We start from the raw sequence: 25,838 nt of genomic DNA, 5'->3' as shown, positions 1-25,838 counted from the left end.
TAGTTATCACTTTTATTGTTTTAAATTTTCAGAAGCTTCTTTTACTTGATAAGCGTCACACAAGAGAACCATTTTGGAAGGAGAAATTACATTGAAAGACAAACCATTTATTTTTAGAGATACACAGGTTAAAGCCTATAGATACGGAGACACAGTAGAAATGACCACGTCAAATGGTAAGCATAGTAATCCTATCAGAAAACTTAATTCTGATGAATTTTTAGATTTGCGAACTGGAGAAATTAGACTTTATAATAAACAAGCCGTAAATCGAAGTGACAATTTAAAAGCAGTTAAGAGAACCTTTGTAAAACTTCGTAGATTAGTAGGAAATAATTTTTTTGGTGGAAGTACGGAATTATGGGTTACTTTAACTTATCGAGAAAATATGACTAATCCTGAAACTGCTTATGAAGATTTCGGAGCGTTCATGAAAACTTTACGAAGAAAATATCCTAATATTTTATACATTTCGGTCATCGAGCCACAAGCTAGAGGTAGTTGGCACTATCATGTTTTGTTAAAAAATGATGCTCCCATCTTTATTGAAAACGAGTATATCGCAAAAATATGGAAGAAAGGCTTTACTAGGACTAAAAGAATCAAATCTTCTGATAAATTAGGGAATTATTTAACTGCGTACTTAACAAATTTAGATTTCAACGAAATTGACTCAGATTTAGATGAAACAAATAAATCAATTATCAAAGGTGCTAGATTACATCTTTATCCAAAAGGAATAAGAATTTATCGTAAAAGTCGTAAAATCAAACATCCTGAGACAATAACAGCTAAAAAGGATATTGTTCTAAAAAAATATCAAATTGAAAACAAAGAAGCTGATTTTTCTACTAAATCAACTCATAAAATGCCTATTGGAGAAATTACATATATAACAGAATTCTACGACAATATATCTGATTTTGGACAAAAAAAAGATGCCAACGAGCCTGCAAGCTTTGACATCATTTCTTAAAAATTTTACATGTCCATTATCTCATATCAATAAATAATAAGGAAGTGAGATTTTGGTAAATTCAAACATTGTTACTAAAAGAAATCTTGAACAACTAGGATATCTTCCTCACACTGCTTCTACTATCATTAGACAAGCAAAGCAAGTTATGGTACAAAGAGGTTATCCGTTTTACAATAATAAAAGACTTGGTCATGTTCCCAAAAATGTTGTAGAAGAAATAATAGGTGTTTCTCTTGAAGGAGACATTATTAATGGCTAAAACAAAGTATGTTGGAGTTTATTCCGATAAAAATGGTAAATTTTTTTATCAAGCGGAACTAGGTTTAGATAAAACTACAGGAAAAAGAATTCAAACAAAATCAAGAAAAGATCAATTTGGTAAACCTTTCTCTTCTGCTCATGATGCATATAAAGAACTTACAAGAATTAAAAATGATTACCTTTTGTCAAATGGGTTTGCTAACTATGACCTAACTTATGATTTATTTATGTCAAACACTTATATCCCTTATTATAAATCTCATGTTGAAAATAGCACATGGGATTCTAGACAGCATGGTCTCCATCAAATCAAAGAATGGTTTGGCAATACCAAAATAAGGGATATTAGTGTCACTGACTGTGAAAAATACCGTATGTGGTTATTAAATGATAGTGGCTATTCTCAAGGCTACTCTTCTCTCTTATATGGAATGTTTCGTAAGACGTTAGACTACGCTGTCACTCTGCAAATCATCGATATTAATATTTCAAAAAGAACCAAAGCTATTTCAAAAGGAAAATCCATCACTGCTTATTGGACAAAGGAAGATTTCCAATGTGTATTATCTAGTATTTGTATTGATGATTTTTATGAACACATGTCGTTCGTTATGCTATGGGTATACTATATGACAGGTATCAGAGTTAGTGAAGGTTTAGCATTAACTTGGTCTGATATTGACTTTAAAAAGAAAAAAATGAGAATTCATCATACTTTAGAGATGAAGAATCAGAGTAACTTTCAACAAAAACCTTATACGAAGACTGCAAGTGGTATGAGGATTATCTCTCTTGATGATGACACTGTTACTATTTTAAAGAGATGGCAACAAATCCAAAAAGAGCATAGTGTTCATACATTCATTTTTAGCTACACTGACCTTCCCTTGTACCGCTCTACAGTACAAAGAATTATACAGCGATACGCAAAGATATCTAACGTACCTGTCGTTCAAGGTAAAGGACTTAGACATTCACATGTAAGCTACCTTATAAACGAGTTTAACGCGGATATTCTAGTTGTTTCAAAGAGATTAGGTCATTCTAGTCCTGAAATAACTTTAAAGCACTACGCTCATTTATGGGGAAGAAACGATGAAGGTATTGCTGAACAAATGACTGGAAACATTAAATTTAACTATTCAACAGAGTCAAAAATGAAATTTAACGGGAACCAAGCTGTAAAATTATAGCCCTGCCAATTCCCTGCCAAATGGAGTTTTTTCCAAAAAGATGGTTGATTTGATAGCCTTTATAAAGAATTAATTACATCGAGTGGGAATAAAATATATATATGATAAGGAATGGGAATGCTGATTTTATAGCATTCCTTTTTTAATATCTAGATACTAAAAGACAAAATAAAAATTGGTTCCCAACCAATTTATTTTAGAAATGAAGAATAATGAAAATTCAAATACAACTAGATAGAGAGATCGTTCTTATTCTTAGAAAATTTAGATGATACTGACTGAATAACTATCAGTAAAAAACAATTGACGGCGTTGCTAAAACATAAGAAATAAGAGTATTTTTCTAATAAAACTATCATAATTTTTGATGAGGGTCTCATTTAATATTTGAAAACTTCTGCTATAATCAAGGATGTATTAAAACACATTTTTTTTATTATCGATTATTAAGGAGAGATAAAATGGGATTAGTTTTGAAGTATGGGGTATCAATGCTTGTTTACATTAGTATTTTAATGTTAATTGTAGACATCATGAGAAAGAAGTATCGTTTTTCTAGTTGGTTTTGGGCAGCGACGTTGCTAACTTTTCCATTATGGATTATGACAGGTGGCGTATCGGGTTGGTTTAGATGGGTAAAAATATTAAGCGTTATCTTGCCAACAATTGTCCTTGGTTTTGGTAGAGTTGCGAATGCTGATAATAAAATAGGTGGCATTTGGAGTTTCTTAAGAAAGAATTGGATGTTGTGGTTTTTATATGGCATTTTATTCCTCAATATTACTGAAGCAACCATCAAAGACTTACAAATGGGTAATTTTTATAATGCTTTGGCGGGGATTATCTTATGCATTACTATTCCATATGCACCAAAATATTGGAATATTGAAAATAAAAACAATGGTGACCTTTTAGTTTATACAACAATTATGTGGAACTTCTTGTATACAACATGGAATATGGCTTTTGTTTACGCAGAAGGTGCTACATTCTTCGCAAGTTCAATCTGCATTTTACTAGCCGCAGAAGTGTATCCAATTATCAAAGGACGTCCAGAATTATATGTGATTGCCCGAGTTTACACACTAGCAACACACCTTTTAATTCGTGCAATTGTACCAGAATTGTTCCCTAAAATTATGAATTCAAGTACTTGGTTTAACCCAGATGTAATGAAATACTGGGGAATTGCCAATGCAGTTATTGCATTACCATTCGTATTTTGGCATACATGGCAATTACATACTGGAAAAGCCGAGCAATCATTTAGAAGAATTAAAGCAGTTTAAAATTAATAAGCTATCTAAAAAACGTAAGAGAAACCTTACGTTTTTTTGTTTGGAAGTGATTGGAAATAAAATAAATACCTTATAAATTTTGTATAGAAAAGTATTTCCAATTCAATATTTAGATTAGATAATCTCATACCTAGAATTTCAGTAGGTTTTATTTTTAAACTTAAAAACACCAAATTTACACCTAAAAAATAACCATGATATTCTATTTACAAGTATAGTAGTTCATCAATATATTCACTCTTTAAAGTGCCTTCTTTATTTAAAAACTGAGAAATTTCTAGCTCTACTTTTAAAACATCGGTCGAACTAAACTGGATATCATCTGATTCTTTTCCTGCAAGTAAATCAAGTATTTTCGTCAATAAATCAGTGCCGTTAGCTAAAATCAAGTCCATGACAAACGAACCTTTTTCTGTTGTATTAATGTCTAGTGATATAGAATCAGCAGTGGGATTGATTATTTCTTTTGAATTATGCAATGCTTCTGATAAAGCTAGCAATGATGGCACTAAATCTTTAATGGGTATTCGACCATTTTCTACAATCTCACCCTATTTTATTAAGTTTACTAAAACAATCTAATCCTCACTCCCCCACCATCCCACTCAACTTCTCCACCACACTCATCTTCCTCATCGTCGCAACTATTCCTAATTTTTTCTCCAAAAAATTAGTATTCAATTTCTTTTTAGGTGCTTCACGGGGCAAGTAAATATATAAACACTGGCTTCCTTGATAAAACTCTTCCATTTGAAAGGTCATATTTTTTATGATAGCTATCTTTTCTTGGTTCATTTCATCATTTGTAAAAACTAAATGAATTCTCGAGTAATCATAAGTTTCATCAAAAGGATTTTCAGTAATTGCAACTTCTAACTCTGACTTTGTTTTAATGATAACTGATAAATCAGCCCCAATTTTTTCTTTGATAATATCATGTATTTTTTTTCTTGTTTCTTGTTTACTCATCTCTGTCGTTAACAAAACATTGCCGCTTTGAATATAAGTTCTCACTTGTTTCATTTCTGCTGTTTCTAAAATTTCTGCTAAGTAAGACATTTTAGGTATTCTATTTTTCCCCACAGGTGTCACTCCTCGTAGTAATGCGATAAATTCCATGTTATTTCTCCTTTTAAAAAGCTCTTGATTCCTACTATTATAACATTTCTATCTAAATTATTTTTTAATAAGCAGATAACTTACTTTTTGTAAGTTATTCATTTATAATACATTTACTAAAACAATTTTGAAAGAAGGCTTATTTTATGACAACTAAAACTTACAAAAAAATTCCTAATACATTACCCATTTTTGATCAAAAAAAAGGATTAGAATTTGGTGTTTATTCTCTTGGTGAACATTTACTCAATCCTCATACAAATGATATCTTGACAGCTCAAGAGCGAATTAATCAAATTAAAGAAATGGCTGTTTTATCTGAACAAGCTGGACTTGATGTCTTTATGTTAGGTGAAAGTCACCAAGAAGGATTTGTTTCTCAAGCCCATGCGGTTATTTTAGGCGCGATAGCTGAGGCAACTAAAAAAATAAAAATATCCAGTGGGGCAACGATTATGAGTACCTCTGATCCTGTTCGTGTCTTTGAAAATTTTTCGACACTCGACTTATTATCGAATGGTCGAATTGAAATCGTTGGCGGACGTGCTTCTAGAATAGGTTTATTTAAATTACTAGGATTTGACTTGAATAATTACGAAGAACTTTTTGAGGAGAAATTTGATTTACTTTTACAATTAAACCGTCAAGAACGAATTACTTGGCAAGGTAATTTTAGAGCGCCTTTAGAGGATGCATTGATTTTACCCCGACCTATCAATAATCATTTACCTATTTGGCGTGCCGTTGGTGGTGGTGAAAGTAGCGCTGTAAAAGCTGGTCATGCTGGCGTTCCTATGAACATTGCGATGCTAGGTGGACCTGTTAGTAGTTTTAAACGAACGATTGATGTTTACAGAGAATCTGCACGAATGGCCGGATTCGATGAAAATGAACTACCTGTTGCTGCTGGTGGCCTATTTTATATTGCCAAAGATATGGATACTGCTTTAAGAGAATTTTACCCTCATGTGAATCACGGTATTTTTAAATCCAATGGGCAAGGATTTCCAAAGCAAGCATTTGCCCATGCAAGAGATCCTAAAAGTGTCATGAATATCGGAGAAGTGAATCAAGTAATCGAGAAAATCATTTATCAACATGAGGAGTTCGGCCATCAACGCTATATGGCACAATTAGACTTTGGAGGTGTACCTTTTGAAAAAATCATGGAAAATATCGATGTGCTTGGAAACAAAGTTCTCCCTGCCGTTAGAAAATATACTACACCAAAGGAGAATAACTAATGAAAACAGTCTTTTTACAAGGTTCCAAAGTAGGTAGTAAAACGTTAGTCAGTTTAAAAGAAATTCAAGGTAAATATCATGAAAAATATCCTGATCATGAAACGACTTTTATTGATTTAAAAGAATTATCGATTGATTTTAGTGATGGTCGTAACTACTTAGATTATGATGGTGATACAGGATTTGTCGTCAGAGAAATTATGATGGCTGATATTATTTTTATCGGATCCCCCACTTTTCAAGCCTCTATTCCTGCTACATTGAAGAATATTTTTGATTTACTTCCTCAAAAAGCATTAGAAAAGAAAACAGTAGGAATTGTCATGACAGCTGGATCTGATAAGCACTTCCTAGTTGCTGAAATTCAGTTAAAGCCTATTCTCGGCTATATGAAAGCAAATATTGTACCAAACTATGTTTTCGTTAAAGATACCGATGTCATCCAACAAAAAATTGTGAATGATGAAGTTCTTTTTAGAATGGATAATTTGATTGAAAATACGGTTGTTTTAGCTACTTCTTATCAAAAAATTTGGCAAGAAACTGAAGAAGATTATGGTTTTTAGTGTTTTATCTTGCCAAAATAAGGTATATTATATTGGTAAGATAAGTAGGTGAACACAATGGGAAAATATCAATTAGATACAAAAGGACAAGCTTCTGTGACAAAATATCACGAAAAGAATCTACCTGAAAAAGCAGATAAAAAACAAGAATTACAAGCTCTACGCGAGAAATATTTAAAGAATAAAAAGAAAAAATAGATTGAAGATGACTTTCTGAGTCATCCTCAATCTATTTTTTACTTCAACCAATCTACTAAATCATTTTGATACGTAATCATTAAGGTTTTCATGGCTCTTGAAACAGCCGTATAAAGTAACCGTTTGTCTTGTGCTGTCTGATAATTTTCTTTAGAAACATCATAAAGTATCACATGATCAAACTCCAAACCTTTAGCTAAACTGACTGGTGTCACTGTTAATTTTCGACTTCTTAAATAATCATCACCTAGTTCGTTAACTAATTGCTTTTCTTGTTCGATCGTTTTAGTAATAATCATTGCACTGGTTAAATCATTGGTTTCAATCAACTGTTTAAAGCTTCCAATTTCAGGAAGTGATACAAAAATAGGTGCTTCTCCTAGTGGTTGGATTGGAATAATTTCTTCCGCTCTTTTTCCTCTTAGTTGATTGAAAGTTTGAGTAATCAAGCCACTTGAACGATAACTTTTTTGTAAATTATATGTTTGTGGCTCTCCTTGATAGCTCTCCATGATTGTTTCGATTTGTGAGAAATCAATCACCGAGTTAAAAATCCCTTGATCTTCATCTCCCACCATGGTTATTTTGGCTTTTGGAAATAGTTCTTTGATAAAGCAGATTTGGGCTGGTGTATAGTCTTGCACTTCATCAATAAATAAAAATTTCAATCTAGGAACAAATAATTTTTCAACAAATAAATGTTGTGTTAAGAGATAAATAACTTCCGAATCCACGTTTTCCACTTCGGTTTGATACGTTTTACCTGTATATTCTTGGTATAGTATCTCCATTAATTTTTGAGTATCTAACCAGTCTAATTCTTTAATTTTTTCTGGGATAGAACGATATTTTTTTCTAAGCATTTTTTTCGTGTAGCGCATAATTTGTTCTTCTGTATCTGGAATTAACTTGCCAAACAATTGGCGTTGTTCTTGTTCTGAGAGTAATTGAAGTTGATCTTGGTTTTTTGATTCTAGTGATTCTTTTGCGATTGTTTCTTCCCACAGACTGTCTAAATGCATTTTTACGCCCTGAACACATTCTAAAAATGAAGCTGATTTAGGTGTATTTTTAAAGTAATCCAGAATTTTTTCTTTATCAATAATAACTTCATCCTGTAGTTTAATTGAGTGGACAGGTAATTCCGAAGTTAACAACACCTCGTTACCTTTTTCTTTCAAGAACTTAATAAAATCATGACTACGCAAAATTTCTGTTTGTTCTGTCACTTCTGCTTGAGTCACACGGTTGAAATAATCTTCTTCTGTTTCCGTTTCCTCTAATGTGAACTGAGATAGTAACCCTCTAAAGGTTAAATTAAGTGGGTTTTTTTCACCTAGTGATGGTAAAACTTCTGAGACATATTTAATAAAACTTTCATTCGGTGATAAAATCAAGACATCATTTTCATTAATATCTTGTCTATTTCGATATAATAAATAAGCAATTCGCTGCATAATAACCGAAGTTTTTCCACTTCCTGCCACACCATTTACTAAAATAATTGGATATTTTTCATCTCTAATAATTAAGTTTTGTTCTTTTTGGATAGAGGCGGTGATATCTTGCATCGCACTTGTGGCATCTTTTTCTAAAACCGACAACAGCACTTCATCATCAATCGAAACAGCTGTATCAAAAACAAATTTCAGCTCATCTCTTTCAGTGACCAATTGTCTCCTATTTTCAATACTCACAGGAATTTCATTATTATTGACTTCGTAAGAAGAATCCCCTAGCTCATTATTATAAAATAATTCAGCGATGGGTGAACGCCAATCGTAAATTAAATTTGTATGATTTTCATCAGTAAATCCATTAATACCGATATAAAAAGGCTCAATTTCCTCATCCTCATCGAAGAGAATGTCAATCTTTCCAAAATAAGGTGAAACCAATAAACGATTAATCTGATTTAATTTTTTTTCTGCCATTTGAATTGAAAAACGACGCTGATCCATTTCTCTATTCTTCATTTCAATTACTGCAAAAGAATCTAAACGATCACCCCAGTTATCATTACTCATTCTGATATCATCGCCACTTACGTCAAGATCACGTTTACCTTGCTCTAATTCTTTTTGAAGTAAAACATCACATTCTTGTTGTGCTAGTAGTAACTTTTTATACGTAAATGCTAATTGTTCCTGTTCTAATGCTTGAATTGTCATGGACACACGCTCCTATTTTTGCTTGAAGTTATATACTACTACCATTTAGACTAAAAAACCAGTTTATTCTCCCTTTCTTTTTCTTACAAACCCATGAAGCAACTCCTCTTATTACTTACTAATTCCTAACTAATTATTCATGTGAAAACAATTGCAAACTAATCTTACCTAAGATAATATGAAGATAGTTTAATGAATAACAAATCTGTTTCCATTTAAAACATAAAGGAGTTTTTTTATGAATCAATATTATATCAAAGCAAAAGAATTTTCTAATCAACACATTGCCCCTTTCGCTCAAAAAATTGATGCTGAAGGTGTTTTTCCAAGAGAAATTATGGATTTAATTGCTGAAAATGGCTTTTTAAAATTAATCATTCCAAAAGAACACGGTGGAGACGGTGCTGGAATTGATGCCCAAGCTTATGTTAGTCAAGCTTTTGGTGAAGGTTCTGCCACTGTTGGTTTATGCTATACCATGCACAATGTTGCTCTTAAGTTTATTTTAACTTTTGGAAGTCCCGAGTTGAAAGACTTTATCACGACAGAAGTTGTTGAAAATAACAAAATGCTTTCCCTTGCTAGAAGTGAATTTGGTACTGGCGTTCATGTCTTTAAATCGGAAACTAGTGTTCAAAATTTTGAAGATCATTCCATTATTAATGGCACTAAAAGTATGATTACTTCAGCTAACTATGCTGATTATTACCTGATTTCTGTACCAAATGATGATCAAAATCGTGCTGTTAACTGGTTAGTTCCTTATGAAACGGAAGGTTTAAGTTTTAAAGAGAATGATTGGAATGGTCTTGGCATGCGAGGCAATATCTCTTGTCCAATGGTAATGGAGAATATGAGGCTTGATAATCAATTTGCCGTTTACATAGACCGTGAGAAGGCCAATCAAAAATATCCTGTCAATATTGATGTGATTTATTTTATGACTGGGTTAGCAGGTGTCTATTCTGGGATGACTCAAACGATTTTAGAGGCTACAGTTGAGCATGCTCTCTCTCGTAATTATCCGGACAAAAATTTAGCCAATATCGAGACAGTTCAAATCCATCTAGCTAATATTTACGCTAGTATGTTGAGCGCCAAGTCAAGTTTGGATAATGCCGTTGACTCTTTAATGAATGAAGAAACTGATGGTCTGATTAAAATCATGACCGCTCGTATTATTGCTTCTGAAAATGCGATTGAAGCGGCTCGTCTAGCAATGCGAGTTGGTGGTGGTCATGCTTACAATAAACAAGGACCAATTGAAATGTTATTACGTGATTCATTTGCCAGTCAAGTCATGTTTCCTTCCATCGACGTTCTTAAAACTTGGGTTGGAAGAGGCATTAGTGATCAACCGATAATATAAATAAATAAAAATGAGAATGACCTAAATGTCAGTCTCATTTTTATTTATATGAATTTTTTTTAATAGTCAGGGGATAAAAAGTCTACTCTTACGACAACTTCACCAAAAACGATCAATCAAAAAGATCGATTGTTCGTTTTTGCCTCCAGTTGCTCAGAGCAAAACGACTTTTGACCCACCCTCTTGTTTAGATTTAGGGATTAATGGGGTTTTTCTTAAAATTATTCTTTAATTCTAAGTAACATGGCATTAATGGCCACAATCACCGTACTAAATGACATCAAAATTGCTCCAACTGCTGGACTTAAAATAATGCCAATACCAGCTGCGACACCTGCTGCTAGTGGGATAGCTAGAATGTTATAGCCAGCTCCCCACCATAAATTTTGAACCATTTTGCGTTGCGTATTTTTTGATAATGATAAAAAATGTAAAATGTCAAAAGGGTTACTTTTAACTAAAATAACATCGGCTGAATCAATTGCTACATCTGTTCCAGCACCAATAGCAACACCGATATCTGCTCGGACTAATCCTGGTGCGTCATTCACACCATCTCCAACCATCATAACAACTAACCCTTTGTCTTTATATTCTTTCACTATTTTTTCTTTATCTTCTGGCATTAATTCAGCATGGACCGCTTCAATACCAAGTTGTTTCGCAACGACTTTTGCAACTTGCGCATTGTCTCCTGTTAACATAACAGGTTTGATGCCTTGAGATAATAGATTATTAATCATTTCTTTGGCTTCTGATTTGATTTGATCACCTTGAGCAACTAAACCAACATTCTTATTATCTACAAGTAAAAAACTGACTGAGTTGCCCTTACTAGATAATTCATCAAACTGCTTTTCATCAAAACCAATTTTTTGTTGTCTCATGTAGGAAACACTAACAATTTTAACGTCTTGATTATTCACAGTTCCTTCCATTCCAATTCCAGGCAAATTGGTGATATCTGTTGCTAATGGAGGGGATAACTTTAACTCAGACATTTTCTTTAGCACCCCCACAGATAGAGGATGACTTGAATTTTGTTCCAAAGCTGCCATTAAAGAAAGAACGTCTTCGTTTGTGTGATTTGAACTAAATGTTAGATACTCATTAACAGCAAAATTACCTTCTGTCAGGGTTCCTGTTTTATCCATCATAATCACATCGACTTTTTTTGCCACTTCTAAAGCTTGACGATTCTTAATTAAAAGACCATTTTTTGCTCCTAAAGATGTTGATTTAGCGGTCACAAGTGGAATAGCTAAACCTAATGCGTGAGGACATGCAATAATCAAAACAGTAACCATTCGCTCTAAAGCAATATTTAAATCTTTCGTTAACCAGTACCAAATAATAAAGGCTGCTAATCCCACAACTAGAGCAACATAGAACAACATTTTAGCGACTCTATCTGATAACGATTCGACACGAGATTTTTCTTTCTGAGCATTTCCTACTAGTTCCATAACTTGTGATAAGTAACCAGACTCCCCTGTTCCTGTTACTTCTATTGTAACAGCACCAGAACCATTAACAGATCCTCCAATAACATTATCGTGAATGCTTTTAACCACATCTTTAGATTCACCTGTCACCATAGATTCGTTAATAGACGTCTGTCCTTCAATGATCACACCGTCTGTTGGCACTTTTTCTCCAGCTTTTACTAACACCTTTTGACCAACTTGAACTTCTTTTAACGATACTTCCTTTGTCCTTCCGTCCTCTAAAACAACCGTTGCTAAATTAGGTAGTAGCTCAGCCATTTTTTGGAGGGCATTTCCTGCATTACTAACCGCATTCATCTCAATCCAGTGACCTAGTAACATGATTAGAATTAAGGTTGCAAGTTCCCAAAAGAAATCCATTACATGAGTTGGGCTATTTAGTAAGTTATTAGCAATAAACGCATAGACACTGTAAACATACGCAACTGAAATTCCTAGAGAAATCAGAGTCATCATTGCTGGGTTTTTAGCTGCTAATTCCATTTTAGCACCCTTTAAAAATGGCATTCCTCCATAAAAGAATAAGATAGAAGCTAAAATTAACACTAACCAGTCTGACCCTTCAAATGTAAATTGGAAAGGTAATTGTTTTCCCATCATCGGGGATAATAAAATAATCGGAATAGATAAAATAAGTGAGATGAAAAATTTTTGTTTTAAGTTACCCATATGTGATGAGTGATCCATTCCTTCTGAGTGATTGTGATGATCATGATGTGACTCATGTCCTTTATCATCCATCTTATGATGATGGCTATGTTCGTGATGTTCTTCATGTGACATACTACTATGATCTACTTCTTTCGACATAATAACTCCTCCTTTTTATAATCTACAAACGTAAATTGTTTATATCTTTATTTTAACTAATCTAATTATTTTGTCAAACAATCCATCTCTTACTTCAACTTTGATTTTATTTCATTTAATTCCTGGCTCAACTGTTGATTCTTTGTTTTTAATTCTTCAAAATCCTCTTGACTGACCTCTTGATGATTTCCATGCCCGCCATGCATTCCTTTCATCATAAAAATCATCATCAATGGACATATTAAAAGTAGTAACCACCATGCCATAATATTTCCTCCTTTTCCTCTAACATCTTGTTTCAATAAATTTAATCTAACAGTGAAATATGTAGATAATATGGAGAAAAAATAACTTGCTCCATATTATCTACACAATTATTTTCTACTATGATGTTATCAAAATATAATTTTAGGAGATTTGACTATGAAAAACAAAAAACAGCTCATCTTCATTAGTTCCCTGACAGCTATTCTACTACTTGGTTTATGGGGATATCGTAATTGGGATTTATCTGGTATGAAACAAATGCACAGTGAAGATAAGCCTCATCTAGAAGTGAGAACAGAGACTACTAAGAAGGCTTTACCAGTACCACCACTTTTAGAACCAACTTCAGAAACAAAAGAAAGAGTCGAGTATGAGTTAAAAACACAACAAGGAGACACCTCCATATTGAAGGGAGCTAAAACAAAAACACTTGGTTACAATGGTGATTTACTTGGGCCTATTATAAAAGTAAGACAAGGACAAGAAGTAGTCATTAACACTGAAAATACCCTTGACGAGGAGACTTCCTTTCACTGGCACGGTTTAAAAACAAGTGCCGAATCTGATGGTGGACCTCATCAATTAGTTCCACCAAGATCAAAAGAAAAAATTTCCTTTAAAGTGGATCAAGAAGCTGCCACACTGTGGTTTCATCCTCACCCTGAAGGTAAAACTGCCTCTCAAGTTTACCGTGGTCTTGCCGGACTTTTATATGTTGAAGATGATCATTCAGACGAGCTGAATTTGCCTAAAGAGTACGGTGTAGATGATTTTCCTTTGATTACTCAGGATCGTTATTTTGATAAAAATAATCAAATTGATTACAATCAATCAGCACGAGACGATGGCACAAAAGGAGATACACTCTTAATAAATGGCTCACTCTCTCCGTACGTTGAAATCACAACAACATGGGTTCGCTACCGACTAGTTAATGGTTCTAATGCCACTAATTTTACGTATAATTTGGAAAATAATCAGTCGTTTTATCAGATTGCTACAGATGGTGGTTTTTTAAATCAGTCACAAGAATTAAAATCATTAACTTTATCTCCTGGAGAACGTGCTGAGATCCTTATCAACACAGATCAAAGTCAGAATAAAGAAAAACTCAATCTTTTAGTTAATGGGACCGTTGCCCTTCAAATGAATTTAACAAATAAAAAAACTGACCAAAATATTTTAATTAATCAACCCCTCAATCAAGTAAATGAAATTGAGGAGAATACTCTTACTTCATTAAAAAAACAAACCATTGATTTAAAAGGAATGTCACATATGGTAAGTATCAACGGTGAGACTTTTGACCGGGATAAAATCAATTTGAAGGCGCCATTTAACACAAAAGAAGTTTGGGAAGTAAACAATATCTCAAATATGATGGGAGGTATGATTCATCCTTTCCATATCCATGGTGTTCAGTTTCAAATTATCTCCAGAAATGGTCAAAAACCTAATGAAAATGAGAAAGGATGGAAAGATACTGTCCTTGTTAATCCTGACGAACAAATTAAATTACTCATCTCATTCGATAAAAAAGGTGTTTTCATGTATCATTGTCATATACTAGAACACGAAGAAAATGGCATGATGGGGCAATTAGAAGTTAGTTAAAGGAGATACTATGAAAATATTAATTGTAGATGATGAACCTAATATTTTAGAGATAATCGATGCGTACTTAGTAGCGAGTCATTATACTGTTATTACAGCTAACAACGGTATAATGGCGCTTGAAAAATTCGAGCAACACTCTCCTGATTTAGTCGTTTTAGATTTAATGTTACCTGATATTGACGGCTTAAGTGTGGCAAAAAAAATCAGAGAAGCATCTGAAACTCCAATTATTATGTTAACAGCAAAATCAAAAGAGGATGATATTTTAACTGGGTTGCGTCTTGGAGCAGATGACTATATGGTGAAACCTTTTAGTCCTAAAGAATTAGTTGCTCGGATTGAAACTGTCTTACGACGTGTTCCTACTCGTGAAGAAATAAAGACAATAGTTATCAATAAAGAGTTGATGATTTATGTTGAAGCTAGGCAAGTTATTCGAATGGGTAATGAAATTAAACTAACGGCTTCTGAGTTTGATATCTTTTACACTTTGGCAAGTAATCCTACAAAAGTTTTTTCTCGTAGTGATTTAATTGAAACTGTAAAAGGTTATGATTTTGAGGGCTTTGATCGAAGTATTGATTCTCATGTGAAGAATTTGAGACACAAAATCGAACTCAATCCTAAAGTGCCTAAATATATTCTGACAGTCCACGGTGTCGGGTACCGATTTGGTAGTGACGTAAAATGAAACGTTCTATTAAAACACAACTCATTGTTTCTTTCTTAGCTATTACTACTCTAATTATTGGTTCCTTAAGTATGATTACTTTGTCATTAATGAATAATCATTTCAACCAATATGTGAAAGAAAAACAAAATGATTTACTTAATCAATACACTGACTCCATTACTTTTCTTTTTGATAGTAGTCAAAATAAATGGGACGAAACAGCTTTAAGTGATTTGTCCCAAAAAGCTGATAAAGATTATCTCTATTTTTCAATTTCTTCTCCAGATAATAGTATTATTTGGAAACAGGAAGAAAACAAACTAACAGAAACAAAAGCTAAATTAAAAAAACATGCAAAAATTGTATCTAACACTAAGAGTGCAAATTTAAATAAGGAAATTTCTGTGACAAAAGAATTAAAAAGAAATACCAATTCCCTTGGTTTTGTGACATTCTATTATTACGGACCTTTTGCTTACACTGAACACGACGCTATGTTTATAGCTAGCATGAAGAAAAGTCTAGTAATTGTCGCTTTAGTAGCACTTTTAATTTCGATTCTTTTTGCTTCATGGGTGGCTGAAAAATTAAGTTTACCTTTAACTCATGTCAGCAAATTTACCCATCAATTAACTTTAGGAAAATATGCTGAAAAATTACCACAAGAAACAACAATCAATGAAATTAATTCTTTGATTGATTCCTTAAACGCTTTAAGCCGTCAATTAGATAAGCAGGACAGCTTGAGAAAAAGGCTCACTTCTGATATTTCTCACGAACTTAGAACGCCTTTAGCTACTTTAAAAGGTAATCTTGAAGCAATGATTGATGGTGTTTGGAAAGTAGATTCTGATAGGTTACAGCTTTGTTATGATGAAGTCGATCGTTTAACTCGTTTAATCAATGATTTGGAACTACTCAATCAAGTAAAAGAAAATACGGCTAATTTAACTATCACAGCCTTCGATTTATATGAATTATCACAATCTGTTATTGCTAATTTTTCAAGCCAAATAGCAGCTAAAAACTTAATCCTTACTTTAACTGGAGAACCTATTAACTTCCATGGTGATAAGGACAGATTACAACAAGTGTTGACCAATATTTTGAACAATGCTATTAAATTTACACAAAGAAATGGTAAGATAACACTTCAATTGACTCACGATACCCATCTTATCTACCTTAATATCAAAGATAATGGGATTGGGATTGATACCGAACATTTACCTTTTATTTTTAATCGCTTTTATATGACTGATCCTTCTAGAAACAGATCTTTAGGCGGTCAGGGAATCGGGTTATCGATTGTTAAGAGCATTATTGATAGTCATCATGGAACTATTTCTGTGGAAAGTGAACTTGGTTTAGGAACTACATTTAAGATAGAGTTACCAATGAGATAACTAAAACAATGTGGTGAAAAAGGCGCCAAACTCCAAACAACTGGAAGAAATGATAAACAATTCGTGCTTCTTGAATTGATTAGCAGTTCTGAAGTTGTCGTAGGAGTTGCCTTTTGAACCCTAACTAAAACAATGTGGTGAAAAAGGCGCTAAACTCCAAACAACTGGAGCAAAACGTCTTTTTTACTATTTTTTTATTTATTTTCTTGATACTCTTTTAATTTTTCTAAATACTTTTTAGCTAAATTCTCTACATTTTCAGATGACTTTGTTAACTCGCCACCTACACTGATCATTAAAGCTCCTGCTTCTAACCAGTCAGTTATATTGTCTAAATTAACGCCACCACTAGGCATGATATTTATTTGGGGTAATGGGGACTTAATGGTTGAAATAATTGTAGGTTCATAATGATTACTAGGAAATAATTTTATCACATCGACGCCTGAATTTAGTGCTATTTTCATCTCTGATATAGTCATACAGCCCGGAATGTAAGGGATTTGATACAAGTGGCAAAGCTTGCAAACCTCTAAATCAAAAACTGGGCTCACAATAAATTCCGCTCCTGAAAGTATCGCAATAGCTGCCATATTTTCATCAATCACTGTACCAGCCCCAATAATAATTTCATCATCGTTGGATATTTCTCGTAGTTCTTTAATTATTTCTAGAGCATTAGGGGTTGTTAGCGTCACTTCGATAGCCTTAATTCCGTTATTCAAAAGACTCTGACTGACTAATAGTCCTTCTTTTTGTGTTTTACTTCTAACAACTGCCACAATACCTGCCTCTTCTAATTTCAGTAATAAATTCACTCGTTTCATGTTTATCCTCGATTCTTATTCAACATTGACATGACTTGCTAAAGCTTCTTGATTAGAGGTATTATCTCTTTCTGCTAATTTTAACGTTAGTGCATCTAATGTAATATGGACGGTTTGATCAAATAAAGATGAGAGTAGTTGTTGTGATTTAACACCTGCACCTGTTTTAGTTGCCCCTGGCACAATAATTGTATGATCCGCTAATTGTGCTAATTTAGATTCTTTAGCACTCGTTAAAGCGATTATTTTAAGGCCTTTTTCTTTAGCTACCTCTGTTTCCATTAAGATTCCTTTAGTTGTGCCTGAACCTGAGATAGCCACCCAAGTATCTCCTTCTTTAATTGAAGGCGTGATTGTTTCACCCAAAACAAAATCAGTATAACCGATATGCATTAAACGCATCGCAAAGCCTTTCGCTTGAAAGCCACTGCGACCAGCTCCTGTGATAAAAATTCGTTTCTCTTTTGAAAAATAAGGTAATGCTGTATCTAGTTCCTTCTCATCAACTAAATTCATTACCGTATTTATTTCTTCCATTACTAGTTTAATTGCATCCATTAGACAATAACCTCCATAAATTTTTTAGCTTTGATTTCTGGTTCTGTTGTTTTTGTAATACTTGAACCTACGATAACAATTTCCATCAATCCTTGTTTCTTAAGCTTCTCTGCTTGAAATAAATCAATACCACCAGCAATAGCTAAGCGTTTAATCTGCGGAAATTTTTCTTTAAACCCAGCTACAGTCTCCACAACATTCCAAGAATCTGTCTTATCAATTGAGTGATGTACACAGAAAATAGCTGATTCAAATTCTTGTAATTGCTCGATTTTAGAATTTTCCACTTCTAATAAATCAATCATCATCGTTTTTTGATAGTCTTTAGCCACTTGCTCACATAATCTAATCGTATCAAGAGATGCAGCTCCCATTACCGTTAACATATCTGCACCGTGTTTGAATCCCTGACTAAATTCGTATTGCCCTTCATCAATGGTTTTAATATCTACTAAAAGTTGGCTATTTGGTAATACTTCTTTTAGCTTCACAATCGCTTCGTTGCCATAATCTTTGATTAAAGATGTTCCCATCTCAATGATATCGACTTTTCCATTTAATTGACTAGCTAACTCAACTGCTTCTTCTAAAGTTACTCGGTCTATAGCTACTTGTAATTTCATCTTAAAGCACCTTTTCTTTTGCTAAAAATTTTTCTAACCTATCAGGCGTTGGGTAACCATCATTATCCCCTGGTGTTTGAACGGCGAATGCTCCTGTTGCATTTCCTCTGATAACAGCCTCTTTTATGCTTAATCCTTCAATTAAGGCACTAATTACGCCAGCCGCAAAACCGTCACCAGCTCCCACTGTATCCACTACTTCTGCTACTTCAAAACCTTTGACAACAAAAGTGTTTCCGTTTCTCTCTTTAACAAACGCTCCTTCTGCTCCTAATTTAACAATGACCGCTTCAGTTTGATTCCCGTTAGCCAAATAAAAATCAGCAATTACTTCAGGATCTCTACTGCCAACTAAAATCTCACCTTCATTGATCCCTGGTAAAATAATATTGGCATGAGAAGCTAATTCATTAATCGTCTTGACCATTATTTCTTGATTTTCCCATAGTTGTGGGCGTAGATTCGGATCAAAAGTTGTTCTAACTTGATTTTTTTCTAATAATTCAACAAAGTACCTGAAACTTTCTAAAGCATCACTAGAAATGGCTGGGAAAATGCCTGATAAATGAGCCATTTTGACTTCTGAAAAATCAATTTTATTTAAATTTTCTTTCTTGAAATGAGCTGCTGCCGAACCTTTTCTAAAATAATGAATACTTGGATCTCCGTGACTTACACGATCTTTTAACTGAAACGCTGTCCAATATTCATCTGATTCAGAAATGTAATTTGTTCCGATATTATTTTCCACTAATTGATCTTTTATAAAATCACCAAAAGGATCTTTTCCTAAGGACGTAATATATTCTGTACTATGACCATATCTTGACACACCTACAGCAACATTAACTTCTGCTCCTGCTAAAAATTTTTGAAAGTGTTTTGCATCCTTCAAACTTTTATCGACTTCCTCTGACCCGAAAAGGGCAATTGGTTCTCCGATTGTTAAAAATTTACTCATGATTCATTCCTCCATTAATTGTTATAGTAAAAAGTAAGCGGCAAATAGATTTAAAACCGTGGCTACCCATGCCCAAGGTAGACCTGTTAAAAGAAATGTTTTTGTATCCAGTTCTGCATACTGAACTGACCATAAATTCCATGATTGGGTAATACAAGCTGAAACACCCATCATCGAAGGAACTACGAGTAATCCGTATAAAAAGTATTGATCAAACATCCCTGTTCCAACAAAGATCGCTGCAGTAGCGGCTCCCGCTCCGTAAAGCATTAACGGTCCTCTAAAGTAAGAAAGTGGAGCAACTATTGCGACTATGATGACTAAAACTAATTTACTACTTGGTAAGATCGCTTGGAAAATATCCGTAAAGCCTGACATCGCATGAATCGCTGCTGATTGAAACATAGTTAACACAAATAACATAATTAAGAGACCAGCAATATCACTAATCGCATGTTTTGCTGTTTCATTCATCTTTGTTACAAATCTAGTGTAGCTTTTCATATTACCAGTGGTTAAAAAGGCAATAATAATTGAAATTAGTAAAGCTGGTATAGCATCCCATTTAGCAAAAATACTTAACAAAACAGGAAGAACTGGCAAGATGTAGGTCCATTTAGACACTTCCACTTGTTCTACACCTTCTTCTTCTGCAATAATGACTGCTTGTCCATTTTTTATTTTCTTTGCATTAAATAAGATAAACAGAATAACAATCGCCATTTGAATTCCCATTGCTACAAAACCAAAACGTTGATAGTGACTTCCCCACTCAACTTTAGGAAAGAATACTTGAAATTGAACAAACAATACATTATTAACATACATTGCCGCACCAATTGACATCGTAAAAACGGTTACAGCAATATGTTTGGGAACACCCATGGAAAACATAATAGGAAGTAATATCACACCAACTGCAATTGCTGAACCCACACCATAAGAGCTAGTGAATATTAAGGCAATAACTAACGCAATTAAAATGGTTGCGATAACTGGACTTTTCTTGCCAACCTTCTCCGTTCGTCGACTAATACTTCCAGCAATTCCTGTATCAACTAACACACGTCCAAACCATGAGCCAAAAATGATATAGGACGCTGTTTTCCCGTAATTTAAAACTGGGTCTGTAAAAATTTCCTTAATCGCTTGATTAAAAGGAACCATGCCGATGATTGTCCATAAGACTGCCATCACAAAGAATCCAACCGTTAAGTTACCACCTTTCATGGCATATACAATAAATATTGCAAATGTAATAATTAATAAAATTCCTGTTATAGCACTTGCCACAATAAAACCTCCCCTTGTTAGTATTGATTAAGTTCACTTAATATTTTTTGATACGTAGACACTTCATGATGTTGTTCTTCTTTAAAAAAATTATTCTCCAAATTATTAAATCTTTGAGCAATGTAATACGCTGTTAAGTAAGCTGCTAATGATTCTTTTGCTGCTTTTTCCATTTCCTCAGTTCCCATATTGGGACGTTTGATCGTATCTACGAAATGATAGGCAAATTTTTCTGGATCGATTTTTGTTTGATTTTCCATGGTTACACTTCCTCTAATAATTTTTTAGCTGTTTTTATTTCTTCATCGGTAGTTGTTGGATATTCGATAGCGATTGGAATTTCTGTTGGTAATATGTCTAAAATTTCTCGCCAATTAATCTCACCCTGATCTAAAGCTGCTGCAACAGGTTTTCCTGATAAATTTTCAACATCCTTAACATGAATATAAGTGACATATTTTGTTAGTTTTTGTGCTGCCTCTCTTTCATCCTCGCCAACAAAACGCCAATTTCCAAGATCATACACATAACTTATTTCAATGCCTTCATGAGTTACCGCTTTCATAAATTCATCGATAGCTTTTATTTTTCCTGAAATTTCTGTTTGGTCATTTTCAATTCTGACGTTAATGCCAGATTCAGTTAATTTTTTTAATTTTGTTAGTTTTCCATGATAATTCTCAAAATCACCTATATTAAACTTAATATGATGAGCACCCATTTCTTTCGCTTCTAAAAGATAGTCTGTTAGATGAGGGTTAATCTCACCCATTACAAAAACTTCTTCAGGAACGCTATAAAATAACTTGATATTTGATTTATCTACAATTTTTTTAATATCTAATAGCTCACTTTTTAACTCTCTAAAATACTCTCTTCTGACTTCTATTTGGTTAAATCCTAACTCAATTCCTTTTTCAACAAGTTCTTTTTGTGTCTTACCTTCAACAAATTGTTGATTAAATACTAATAAATTTAGTACGATAGATTTCATTTTTACACTGTCCTTTCAATTGGTTAACCGGTTTCTATAAACAAATGGTAAACCGGTTAACCAAATAAAGCAAGCGTTTTCTTTTTAAAAAACATCATAAAAAGCATTCGCCGTTTAGGAAATCGGTTTCCTAAACGGCGAATGCTTTTATTTTTTTTATTAAATAACATTTATTAAATAGAATTTCTCGTTCTTATTATAGCCGAAACAATTTTAGTTTCATTTTCTTTTGTTTCATCTTCTAAATAAGATAACATTTGCGTTCCTGAAACATTACCAATCGCTTGTGTTTGTTGCTCAATACTTGTAATTCCTGGTCCGACAAGGGCTGAAAGGTTCCAATCATCAAAACCTGTAATACCGATTTCATCAGGTAATTCGATCTTTTCTGTGATTAAGATTGTTAAAATTTCCATTAACATCTTACCATTAGAAGCAAAAATCGCGGTTTTTTCATGATACTTCAAACATTTTTCAATCTCATGATTTAAATTAGTTTCTTTCGTCACCTCTACTAAATTAAGCAAACAATTCTTTGTTTCAACGACTTCTTTAATAGAATGATACCTAATTTCTCTTGTAACAATATCGGCTAATGGTTCACTTACAACCACCACACGTTCATATTGTTTATCTAAAATTTGTTTAATCATTTTTTTAGTTGCCGTTTCATTATCTGTTGTAACTAAAGGAAAAATAAGCGGTTCAATCCCTCTATCAACTAACAATAATGGGATATTTTCATCTTTGATAAATTGGTAATGACTGGCCTCTCTTAATGATGGCTGTAGAATAATGCCTTCTACACTTTGATCAATTAATTTATGTAATAAATCTTGTTCTTTCTCAATTGAATTAGCAGCATCCATAATAATCATTTGGTAGCCTGCCTCTCCTAAAACTTCTCCAATTCCTTTTAAAAGGAGTGATGAGTACATATTAGATATATCTGAAACAATCACACCAATCAAAAAGCTCCGTTTAGATTTCAAGGCTTGCGCTTGACGATTAGGTCGATAATTTAACTCCGAAATAACCTGTTCTATTCGGTCCTTTGTTTCAGAAGACATATTGCCAAAGTGACCATTTAAATACCTTGAAATAGTAGTTTTAGAGACTTCTGCTTGTTTAGCAACATCAGAAATCGTCACATTTTTTTTCATAGCTTACCTCTTCAGTCATTTCTTTTTCTTTATTCTTAATTGTACAATAATTAGCTACAAAAAGGGAGAATATCAAAGAATTATTTTGATATGAAGAGTTCAATTAATCTAGAAATATTCCCTTTCTACATACGACAAATTTTTAAATTTACGTCAAATTTGGCGCAAATTTAAAAATTTGTCGTATGTCCTCTGGATACTTTAATAAAAACTCAAAATAAGTCCTTCACCACAAAATTAAATCGTGGGGAAGGACTTGTTTATTTCTACACTGTAAACAGATAGGCAATTGATATAATCGTAATTACATGCATGACTGTTGGGATTTCTTTGATTCGACCAGCAAAAATCATGCAGAGCTCATAAGCTAGAAAACCTAATACAAGTCCCAAAGCAATTGATCCTGTTAGTGGCATCATGACAATCGTTAAGAAGGCAGGAATAATTTCTTCAAAACCACCATCCCATTTGATGTTCGTGATATTTTGCATCATAAAGATGCCAATCACAACCATAGCCGGTGTGGTTACAGCTGGTGTCACAAGGGATAACACTGGATAGAAAAAGGCTGATAATAAGAAAAGTCCTGCTACTACCACACTCATTAAGCCTGTTCTAGCCCCAGCAATAATACCTGAAACTGATTCAATATAGGTTGAAAGACTTGATGTGCCAAATAGTGAGCCAAAGAAAGTTCCTAAAGCGTCGGCACTATAAATACGTTTGTTATCTTCAAAATTTTCTCGTTTGATATCTGATACTTGAGTAGCTGCTGCAGATAGAGTGGTTGCTGTTCCAAAAAAATCTAAAAATAAGAACGTTAAAATAATAATGATAGAATCTAGTGATAACATCTTATCTAAATTTTTAATAGCTACTAAAAAAGTATTATCTAACATAGATTCCATAGGCCCTGTTGGTACGACAACTGGTGAACCTTTAGGTAATTGTGGCAAGCTTGCTACCACGGTTTCACTAAGATGAAACCAATTCATTGAAACACCTAGTCGGATAAACAACCCACAAACTGCTGCTCCAATCATTCCTAAAAAAACAGCGTATTGATTTTTACGAACTAAGAAAAAAGCTGCCGTCATAATTCCAAAGAAAGCAATGATTACGTTAGGATTGTCAAAACCACCAAATTTAATAAACATGCCCTCATCAGGTACAATAATGCCTGAATTTTTAAAACTAACAAAAGCAATAAAAATTCCCAGACCAACCGTTCCAGCCTGTTTAACTGTCACTGGAATGGCTTTAATAATCTTTGATCTAGCACCTGAAAAAGCTAAAATCAAAAACAACACAGAAGCCACTAATACGCTTGCTAACGCTTCTTCCCAACTTTTTCCCATTTGCAGTACAACTGAATAGGCAAAGAAAGCATTCATTGACATACACGGAGCTAAACCTAGTGGAAATCTTGCCCACAAGCCCATAATTAACATGGCTATAGCTGATGAAATGATGGTCGACATAAAGACTGCATCCTTTGGCATACCTGCTTGACCCAGAATAATCGGGTTAACAAAAATGACGTAGGACATCGCTAAAAATGCTGTAAATCCTCCTGTTATTTCTCGTTTAAACGTTGACCCTGATTCGGTAATTCCGAAAAATTGATCCATTTTTTCTTTCATGTGTCCTTCTCTCCTCCTAAAAAGTGAAAAACCACCTGTCACGGCAGAAGGACATAACTTGACCTTTGCCATAGTAAGCTACTTTACGGGTAACTTGTAGAGACTTCTAGACCGTATTACTAGAACTATATGGTTTTCTTATTTGGTTATCATAACAGGATTAACTTAAATTTTCAACGTTAAAAAACGAACGTATTAACTCTAAATTATTAAATTGTTAATAATTAGCGCTATCATATTGAGTTAAATCGGGAAATAACTGACTTAAAAAATAAAAATCAGCTTTTCTTTCTTTTACCTAATAGGTAGGTTAGAATATTGATGATGACAATAAAGGCGGTTTTTTTATGAAAATTATTATTTCTCCAACAAAACAAATGAATTCAGAACAAGACTTCTTCTTTCCAGAAAGTCAGCCTCAACTTTTAGATAAAACAGCAAAAATCCTAACTGAATTAAAAAAATTATCTTATCAAGAAGCTAAAGCTCTTTGGAAATGTAATGACAAACTAGCCCAAGAAAATTATGAACGAATCGAGGTAGCTAATTTAAAGTCACATACGGTACCAGCCATCATGAGCTACAAGGGACTCCAGTATCAATACATGGCACCTGATTTACTAACAGAAACTGAACTCGGATATCTTCAAGATAACTTACGTATTCTTTCTGGATTTTATGGTATTTTACGCCCTTTTGATGGTATTATTCCTTATCGTCTAGAGATGCAAGCCCCTCTATCTGTAGATGGCTGTAACAATCTTTACCAATTTTGGAGTCATAGTCTCTACGATTTTTTATCAAACAATAATGAACCCATTATCAATTTGGCTTCAAAAGAGTATTCTAAAACAATCACACCTTTTCTTAATGAGAATCAACCGATGATTGAGATTGTTTTCGCACAAATCATCGAGAGTAGATTGAAAGTTAAAGCCACTTTAGCTAAAATGGCACGTGGTGAGATGGTTCGGTTTTTAGCTGAAAACAATGTCACCACTCTTGATGGTATCAAACAATTTAATCACCCTAATTATCTTTATTCTGATGAACATTCAACTGAAAATAAATTCGTTTTTCTCTATCAAAAATAAGTC

The 25,838-nt window shown here is 33.5% G+C and carries 26 protein-coding genes and 1 riboswitch; of the genes, 12 read left to right on the top strand and 14 right to left on the bottom strand.

The annotated features are described in order from the left end of the window. Positions 1-91 precede the first annotated feature (91 nt). The 4 genes from FM121_RS03595 (at position 92) to FM121_RS03580 (ending at position 3,722) form a co-directional block, all read left to right on the top strand. Positions 92-976, top strand: a complete 885-nt coding sequence (locus FM121_RS03595; RefSeq protein ID WP_256958402.1) for a rolling circle replication-associated protein — start codon at positions 92-94, stop codon at positions 974-976. Between the two features lie 52 nt (positions 977-1,028). Then, on the top strand, positions 1,029-1,238 hold the full coding sequence (locus FM121_RS03590) for a DUF3173 domain-containing protein (protein WP_086950785.1): 210 nt from the start codon (positions 1,029-1,031) through the stop codon (positions 1,236-1,238). Next, positions 1,231-2,433 (top strand): tyrosine-type recombinase/integrase, encoded by a 1,203-nt coding sequence (locus FM121_RS03585; RefSeq protein WP_086950784.1) that lies wholly within the window; start codon positions 1,231-1,233, stop codon positions 2,431-2,433. The genes FM121_RS03590 and FM121_RS03585 overlap by 8 nt, the downstream gene beginning before the upstream one ends. Before the next feature lie 461 nt (positions 2,434-2,894). Continuing rightward, positions 2,895-3,722: a hypothetical protein gene (locus tag FM121_RS03580; RefSeq protein ID WP_086950783.1), complete on the top strand. Its 828-nt coding sequence runs from the start codon at positions 2,895-2,897 to the stop codon at positions 3,720-3,722. A gap of 215 nt (positions 3,723-3,937) precedes the next feature. Here FM121_RS03580 and FM121_RS03575 read toward each other — a convergent pair whose 3' ends face one another. Continuing rightward, the gene (locus FM121_RS03575; protein ID WP_143597057.1) at positions 3,938-4,240 is read right to left on the bottom strand and encodes a hypothetical protein; all 303 of its coding nucleotides are present in this window, start codon (positions 4,238-4,240) and stop codon (positions 3,938-3,940) included. Between the two features lie 76 nt (positions 4,241-4,316). Continuing rightward, the gene (locus tag FM121_RS03570; protein ID WP_086950781.1) at positions 4,317-4,850 is read right to left on the bottom strand and encodes a DUF1697 domain-containing protein; all 534 of its coding nucleotides are present in this window, start codon (positions 4,848-4,850) and stop codon (positions 4,317-4,319) included. Between the two features lie 146 nt (positions 4,851-4,996). Between FM121_RS03570 and FM121_RS03565 the strand changes: the two genes are divergently transcribed. From FM121_RS03565 to FM121_RS14420, 3 genes are read left to right on the top strand one after another with little or no spacing between them, the layout of a single operon-like run. Continuing rightward, positions 4,997-6,094: an LLM class flavin-dependent oxidoreductase gene (locus FM121_RS03565; RefSeq protein WP_086950780.1), complete on the top strand. Its 1,098-nt coding sequence runs from the start codon at positions 4,997-4,999 to the stop codon at positions 6,092-6,094. Then, a complete protein-coding gene (locus FM121_RS03560) occupies positions 6,094-6,660 on the top strand; it encodes an NADPH-dependent FMN reductase (RefSeq protein ID WP_086950779.1) in 567 nt (188 codons plus the stop codon). The genes FM121_RS03565 and FM121_RS03560 overlap by 1 nt, the downstream gene beginning before the upstream one ends. Before the next feature lie 57 nt (positions 6,661-6,717). Then, positions 6,718-6,858 carry a hypothetical protein gene (locus FM121_RS14420; RefSeq protein ID WP_086950778.1) on the top strand — a complete coding sequence of 47 codons (141 nt, stop codon included), beginning with the start codon at positions 6,718-6,720 and terminating at the stop codon, positions 6,856-6,858. A 38-nt stretch (positions 6,859-6,896) separates the two neighbouring features. Here the strand turns inward: FM121_RS14420 and FM121_RS03550 are convergent, their stop codons facing one another. After that, positions 6,897-9,029, bottom strand: coding sequence for a HelD family protein (locus FM121_RS03550; protein ID WP_086950777.1), 2,133 nt, complete (start codon positions 9,027-9,029; stop codon positions 6,897-6,899). Between the two features lie 238 nt (positions 9,030-9,267). On the opposite strand from FM121_RS03550, the gene FM121_RS03545 reads away from it, so the two are divergent. After that, positions 9,268-10,398 carry an acyl-CoA dehydrogenase family protein gene (locus FM121_RS03545; RefSeq protein WP_086950776.1) on the top strand — a complete coding sequence of 377 codons (1,131 nt, stop codon included), beginning with the start codon at positions 9,268-9,270 and terminating at the stop codon, positions 10,396-10,398. A 221-nt stretch (positions 10,399-10,619) separates the two neighbouring features. Here the strand turns inward: FM121_RS03545 and FM121_RS03540 are convergent, their stop codons facing one another. Both FM121_RS03540 and FM121_RS03535 read right to left on the bottom strand, forming a co-directional pair. Beyond that, positions 10,620-12,716: a heavy metal translocating P-type ATPase gene (locus FM121_RS03540; protein ID WP_086950775.1), complete on the bottom strand. Its 2,097-nt coding sequence runs from the start codon at positions 12,714-12,716 to the stop codon at positions 10,620-10,622. 89 nt (positions 12,717-12,805) lie between these two features. Next, complete coding sequence (locus tag FM121_RS03535; protein WP_086950774.1) at positions 12,806-12,982, bottom strand: DUF2933 domain-containing protein; 177 nt, start codon at positions 12,980-12,982, stop codon at positions 12,806-12,808. A 157-nt stretch (positions 12,983-13,139) separates the two neighbouring features. Between FM121_RS03535 and FM121_RS03530 the strand changes: the two genes are divergently transcribed. Genes FM121_RS03530 through FM121_RS03520 form a run of 3 tightly spaced genes read left to right on the top strand, consistent with a single transcriptional unit; the run spans position 13,140 to position 16,679 of the window. Further along, a complete protein-coding gene (locus FM121_RS03530) occupies positions 13,140-14,597 on the top strand; it encodes a multicopper oxidase family protein (protein WP_086950773.1) in 1,458 nt (485 codons plus the stop codon). Between the two features lie 10 nt (positions 14,598-14,607). Further along, the gene (locus FM121_RS03525; protein ID WP_086950772.1) at positions 14,608-15,291 is read left to right on the top strand and encodes a response regulator transcription factor; all 684 of its coding nucleotides are present in this window, start codon (positions 14,608-14,610) and stop codon (positions 15,289-15,291) included. Continuing rightward, complete coding sequence (locus tag FM121_RS03520; protein WP_086950771.1) at positions 15,288-16,679, top strand: sensor histidine kinase; 1,392 nt, start codon at positions 15,288-15,290, stop codon at positions 16,677-16,679. Before FM121_RS03525 ends, FM121_RS03520 begins: the two co-directional genes overlap by 4 nt. A 194-nt stretch (positions 16,680-16,873) precedes the next feature. On the opposite strand, the gene FM121_RS03515 is transcribed toward FM121_RS03520, so the two are convergent. From FM121_RS03515 to FM121_RS03475, 9 genes are all read right to left on the bottom strand, one after another. After that, positions 16,874-17,506 carry a bifunctional 2-keto-4-hydroxyglutarate aldolase/2-keto-3-deoxy-6-phosphogluconate aldolase gene (locus FM121_RS03515; protein WP_086950770.1) on the bottom strand — a complete coding sequence of 211 codons (633 nt, stop codon included), beginning with the start codon at positions 17,504-17,506 and terminating at the stop codon, positions 16,874-16,876. A 15-nt stretch (positions 17,507-17,521) separates the two neighbouring features. Beyond that, the gene (gene hxlB, locus FM121_RS03510; RefSeq protein WP_086950769.1) at positions 17,522-18,064 is read right to left on the bottom strand and encodes a 6-phospho-3-hexuloisomerase; all 543 of its coding nucleotides are present in this window, start codon (positions 18,062-18,064) and stop codon (positions 17,522-17,524) included. Beyond that, complete coding sequence (locus FM121_RS03505) at positions 18,064-18,687, bottom strand: orotidine 5'-phosphate decarboxylase / HUMPS family protein (protein ID WP_086950768.1); 624 nt, start codon at positions 18,685-18,687, stop codon at positions 18,064-18,066. Before FM121_RS03505 ends, hxlB begins: the two co-directional genes overlap by 1 nt. Before the next feature lies 1 nt (position 18,688). Then, entirely contained in the window at positions 18,689-19,648 is a 960-nt protein-coding gene (locus FM121_RS03500) for a sugar kinase (RefSeq protein ID WP_086950767.1), read from the bottom strand. Positions 19,649-19,669: 21 nt separating this feature from the next. Continuing rightward, positions 19,670-20,941 carry a gluconate:proton symporter gene (locus FM121_RS03495; protein WP_086950766.1) on the bottom strand — a complete coding sequence of 424 codons (1,272 nt, stop codon included), beginning with the start codon at positions 20,939-20,941 and terminating at the stop codon, positions 19,670-19,672. Positions 20,942-20,958: 17 nt separating this feature from the next. Further along, positions 20,959-21,201, bottom strand: a complete 243-nt coding sequence (locus tag FM121_RS03490; protein WP_086950765.1) for a hypothetical protein — start codon at positions 21,199-21,201, stop codon at positions 20,959-20,961. Between the two features lie 2 nt (positions 21,202-21,203). After that, entirely contained in the window at positions 21,204-21,935 is a 732-nt protein-coding gene (locus tag FM121_RS03485; protein WP_086950764.1) for a sugar phosphate isomerase/epimerase family protein, read from the bottom strand. Positions 21,936-22,108: 173 nt separating this feature from the next. Beyond that, the gene (locus FM121_RS03480) at positions 22,109-23,098 is read right to left on the bottom strand and encodes a LacI family DNA-binding transcriptional regulator (protein ID WP_086950763.1); all 990 of its coding nucleotides are present in this window, start codon (positions 23,096-23,098) and stop codon (positions 22,109-22,111) included. A 266-nt stretch (positions 23,099-23,364) separates the two neighbouring features. Then, complete coding sequence (locus tag FM121_RS03475) at positions 23,365-24,741, bottom strand: NCS2 family permease (protein WP_086950762.1); 1,377 nt, start codon at positions 24,739-24,741, stop codon at positions 23,365-23,367. Positions 24,742-24,792: 51 nt separating this feature from the next. Then, a riboswitch (purine riboswitch) is annotated at positions 24,793-24,894 on the bottom strand. A gap of 194 nt (positions 24,895-25,088) precedes the next feature. Between FM121_RS03475 and yaaA the strand changes: the two genes are divergently transcribed. Further along, positions 25,089-25,835, top strand: a complete 747-nt coding sequence (gene yaaA / locus FM121_RS03470) for a peroxide stress protein YaaA (RefSeq protein ID WP_086950761.1) — start codon at positions 25,089-25,091, stop codon at positions 25,833-25,835. Positions 25,836-25,838: the final 3 nt, after the last annotated feature.

The organism is Vagococcus fluvialis bH819 (assembly GCF_900163795.1).
Taxonomy (GTDB): Bacteria; Bacillota; Bacilli; order Lactobacillales; family Vagococcaceae; genus Vagococcus; species Vagococcus fluvialis_A.
Note: the sequence above shows the minus strand (reverse complement) of the source record. Positions and strands in the feature narration are given on the sequence as shown.

Bases quoted from the DNA above. Each gene is read 5' to 3' on its own strand.
- FM121_RS03585 (WP_086950784.1), top strand. From the start codon at position 1,231: ATGGCTAAAACAAAGTATGTTGGAGTTTATTCCGATAAAAATGGTAAA.
- FM121_RS03580 (WP_086950783.1), top strand. From the start codon at position 2,895: ATGGGATTAGTTTTGAAGTATGGGGTATCAATGCTTGTTTACATTAGT.
- FM121_RS03570 (WP_086950781.1), bottom strand. From the start codon at position 4,850: ATGGAATTTATCGCATTACTACGAGGAGTGACACCTGTGGGGAAAAAT.
- FM121_RS03565 (WP_086950780.1), top strand. From the start codon at position 4,997: ATGACAACTAAAACTTACAAAAAAATTCCTAATACATTACCCATTTTT.
- FM121_RS03560 (WP_086950779.1), top strand. From the start codon at position 6,094: ATGAAAACAGTCTTTTTACAAGGTTCCAAAGTAGGTAGTAAAACGTTA.
- FM121_RS14420 (WP_086950778.1), top strand. From the start codon at position 6,718: ATGGGAAAATATCAATTAGATACAAAAGGACAAGCTTCTGTGACAAAA.
- FM121_RS03550 (WP_086950777.1), bottom strand. From the start codon at position 9,029: ATGACAATTCAAGCATTAGAACAGGAACAATTAGCATTTACGTATAAA.
- FM121_RS03545 (WP_086950776.1), top strand. From the start codon at position 9,268: ATGAATCAATATTATATCAAAGCAAAAGAATTTTCTAATCAACACATT.
- FM121_RS03540 (WP_086950775.1), bottom strand. From the start codon at position 12,716: ATGTCGAAAGAAGTAGATCATAGTAGTATGTCACATGAAGAACATCAC.
- FM121_RS03535 (WP_086950774.1), bottom strand. From the start codon at position 12,982: ATGGCATGGTGGTTACTACTTTTAATATGTCCATTGATGATGATTTTT.
- FM121_RS03530 (WP_086950773.1), top strand. From the start codon at position 13,140: ATGAAAAACAAAAAACAGCTCATCTTCATTAGTTCCCTGACAGCTATT.
- FM121_RS03525 (WP_086950772.1), top strand. From the start codon at position 14,608: ATGAAAATATTAATTGTAGATGATGAACCTAATATTTTAGAGATAATC.
- FM121_RS03520 (WP_086950771.1), top strand. From the start codon at position 15,288: ATGAAACGTTCTATTAAAACACAACTCATTGTTTCTTTCTTAGCTATT.
- FM121_RS03515 (WP_086950770.1), bottom strand. From the start codon at position 17,506: ATGAAACGAGTGAATTTATTACTGAAATTAGAAGAGGCAGGTATTGTG.
- hxlB (WP_086950769.1), bottom strand. From the start codon at position 18,064: ATGGATGCAATTAAACTAGTAATGGAAGAAATAAATACGGTAATGAAT.
- FM121_RS03505 (WP_086950768.1), bottom strand. From the start codon at position 18,687: ATGAAATTACAAGTAGCTATAGACCGAGTAACTTTAGAAGAAGCAGTT.
- FM121_RS03500 (WP_086950767.1), bottom strand. From the start codon at position 19,648: ATGAGTAAATTTTTAACAATCGGAGAACCAATTGCCCTTTTCGGGTCA.
- FM121_RS03490 (WP_086950765.1), bottom strand. From the start codon at position 21,201: ATGGAAAATCAAACAAAAATCGATCCAGAAAAATTTGCCTATCATTTC.
- FM121_RS03485 (WP_086950764.1), bottom strand. From the start codon at position 21,935: ATGAAATCTATCGTACTAAATTTATTAGTATTTAATCAACAATTTGTT.
- FM121_RS03480 (WP_086950763.1), bottom strand. From the start codon at position 23,098: ATGAAAAAAAATGTGACGATTTCTGATGTTGCTAAACAAGCAGAAGTC.
- FM121_RS03475 (WP_086950762.1), bottom strand. From the start codon at position 24,741: ATGAAAGAAAAAATGGATCAATTTTTCGGAATTACCGAATCAGGGTCA.
- yaaA (WP_086950761.1), top strand. From the start codon at position 25,089: ATGAAAATTATTATTTCTCCAACAAAACAAATGAATTCAGAACAAGAC.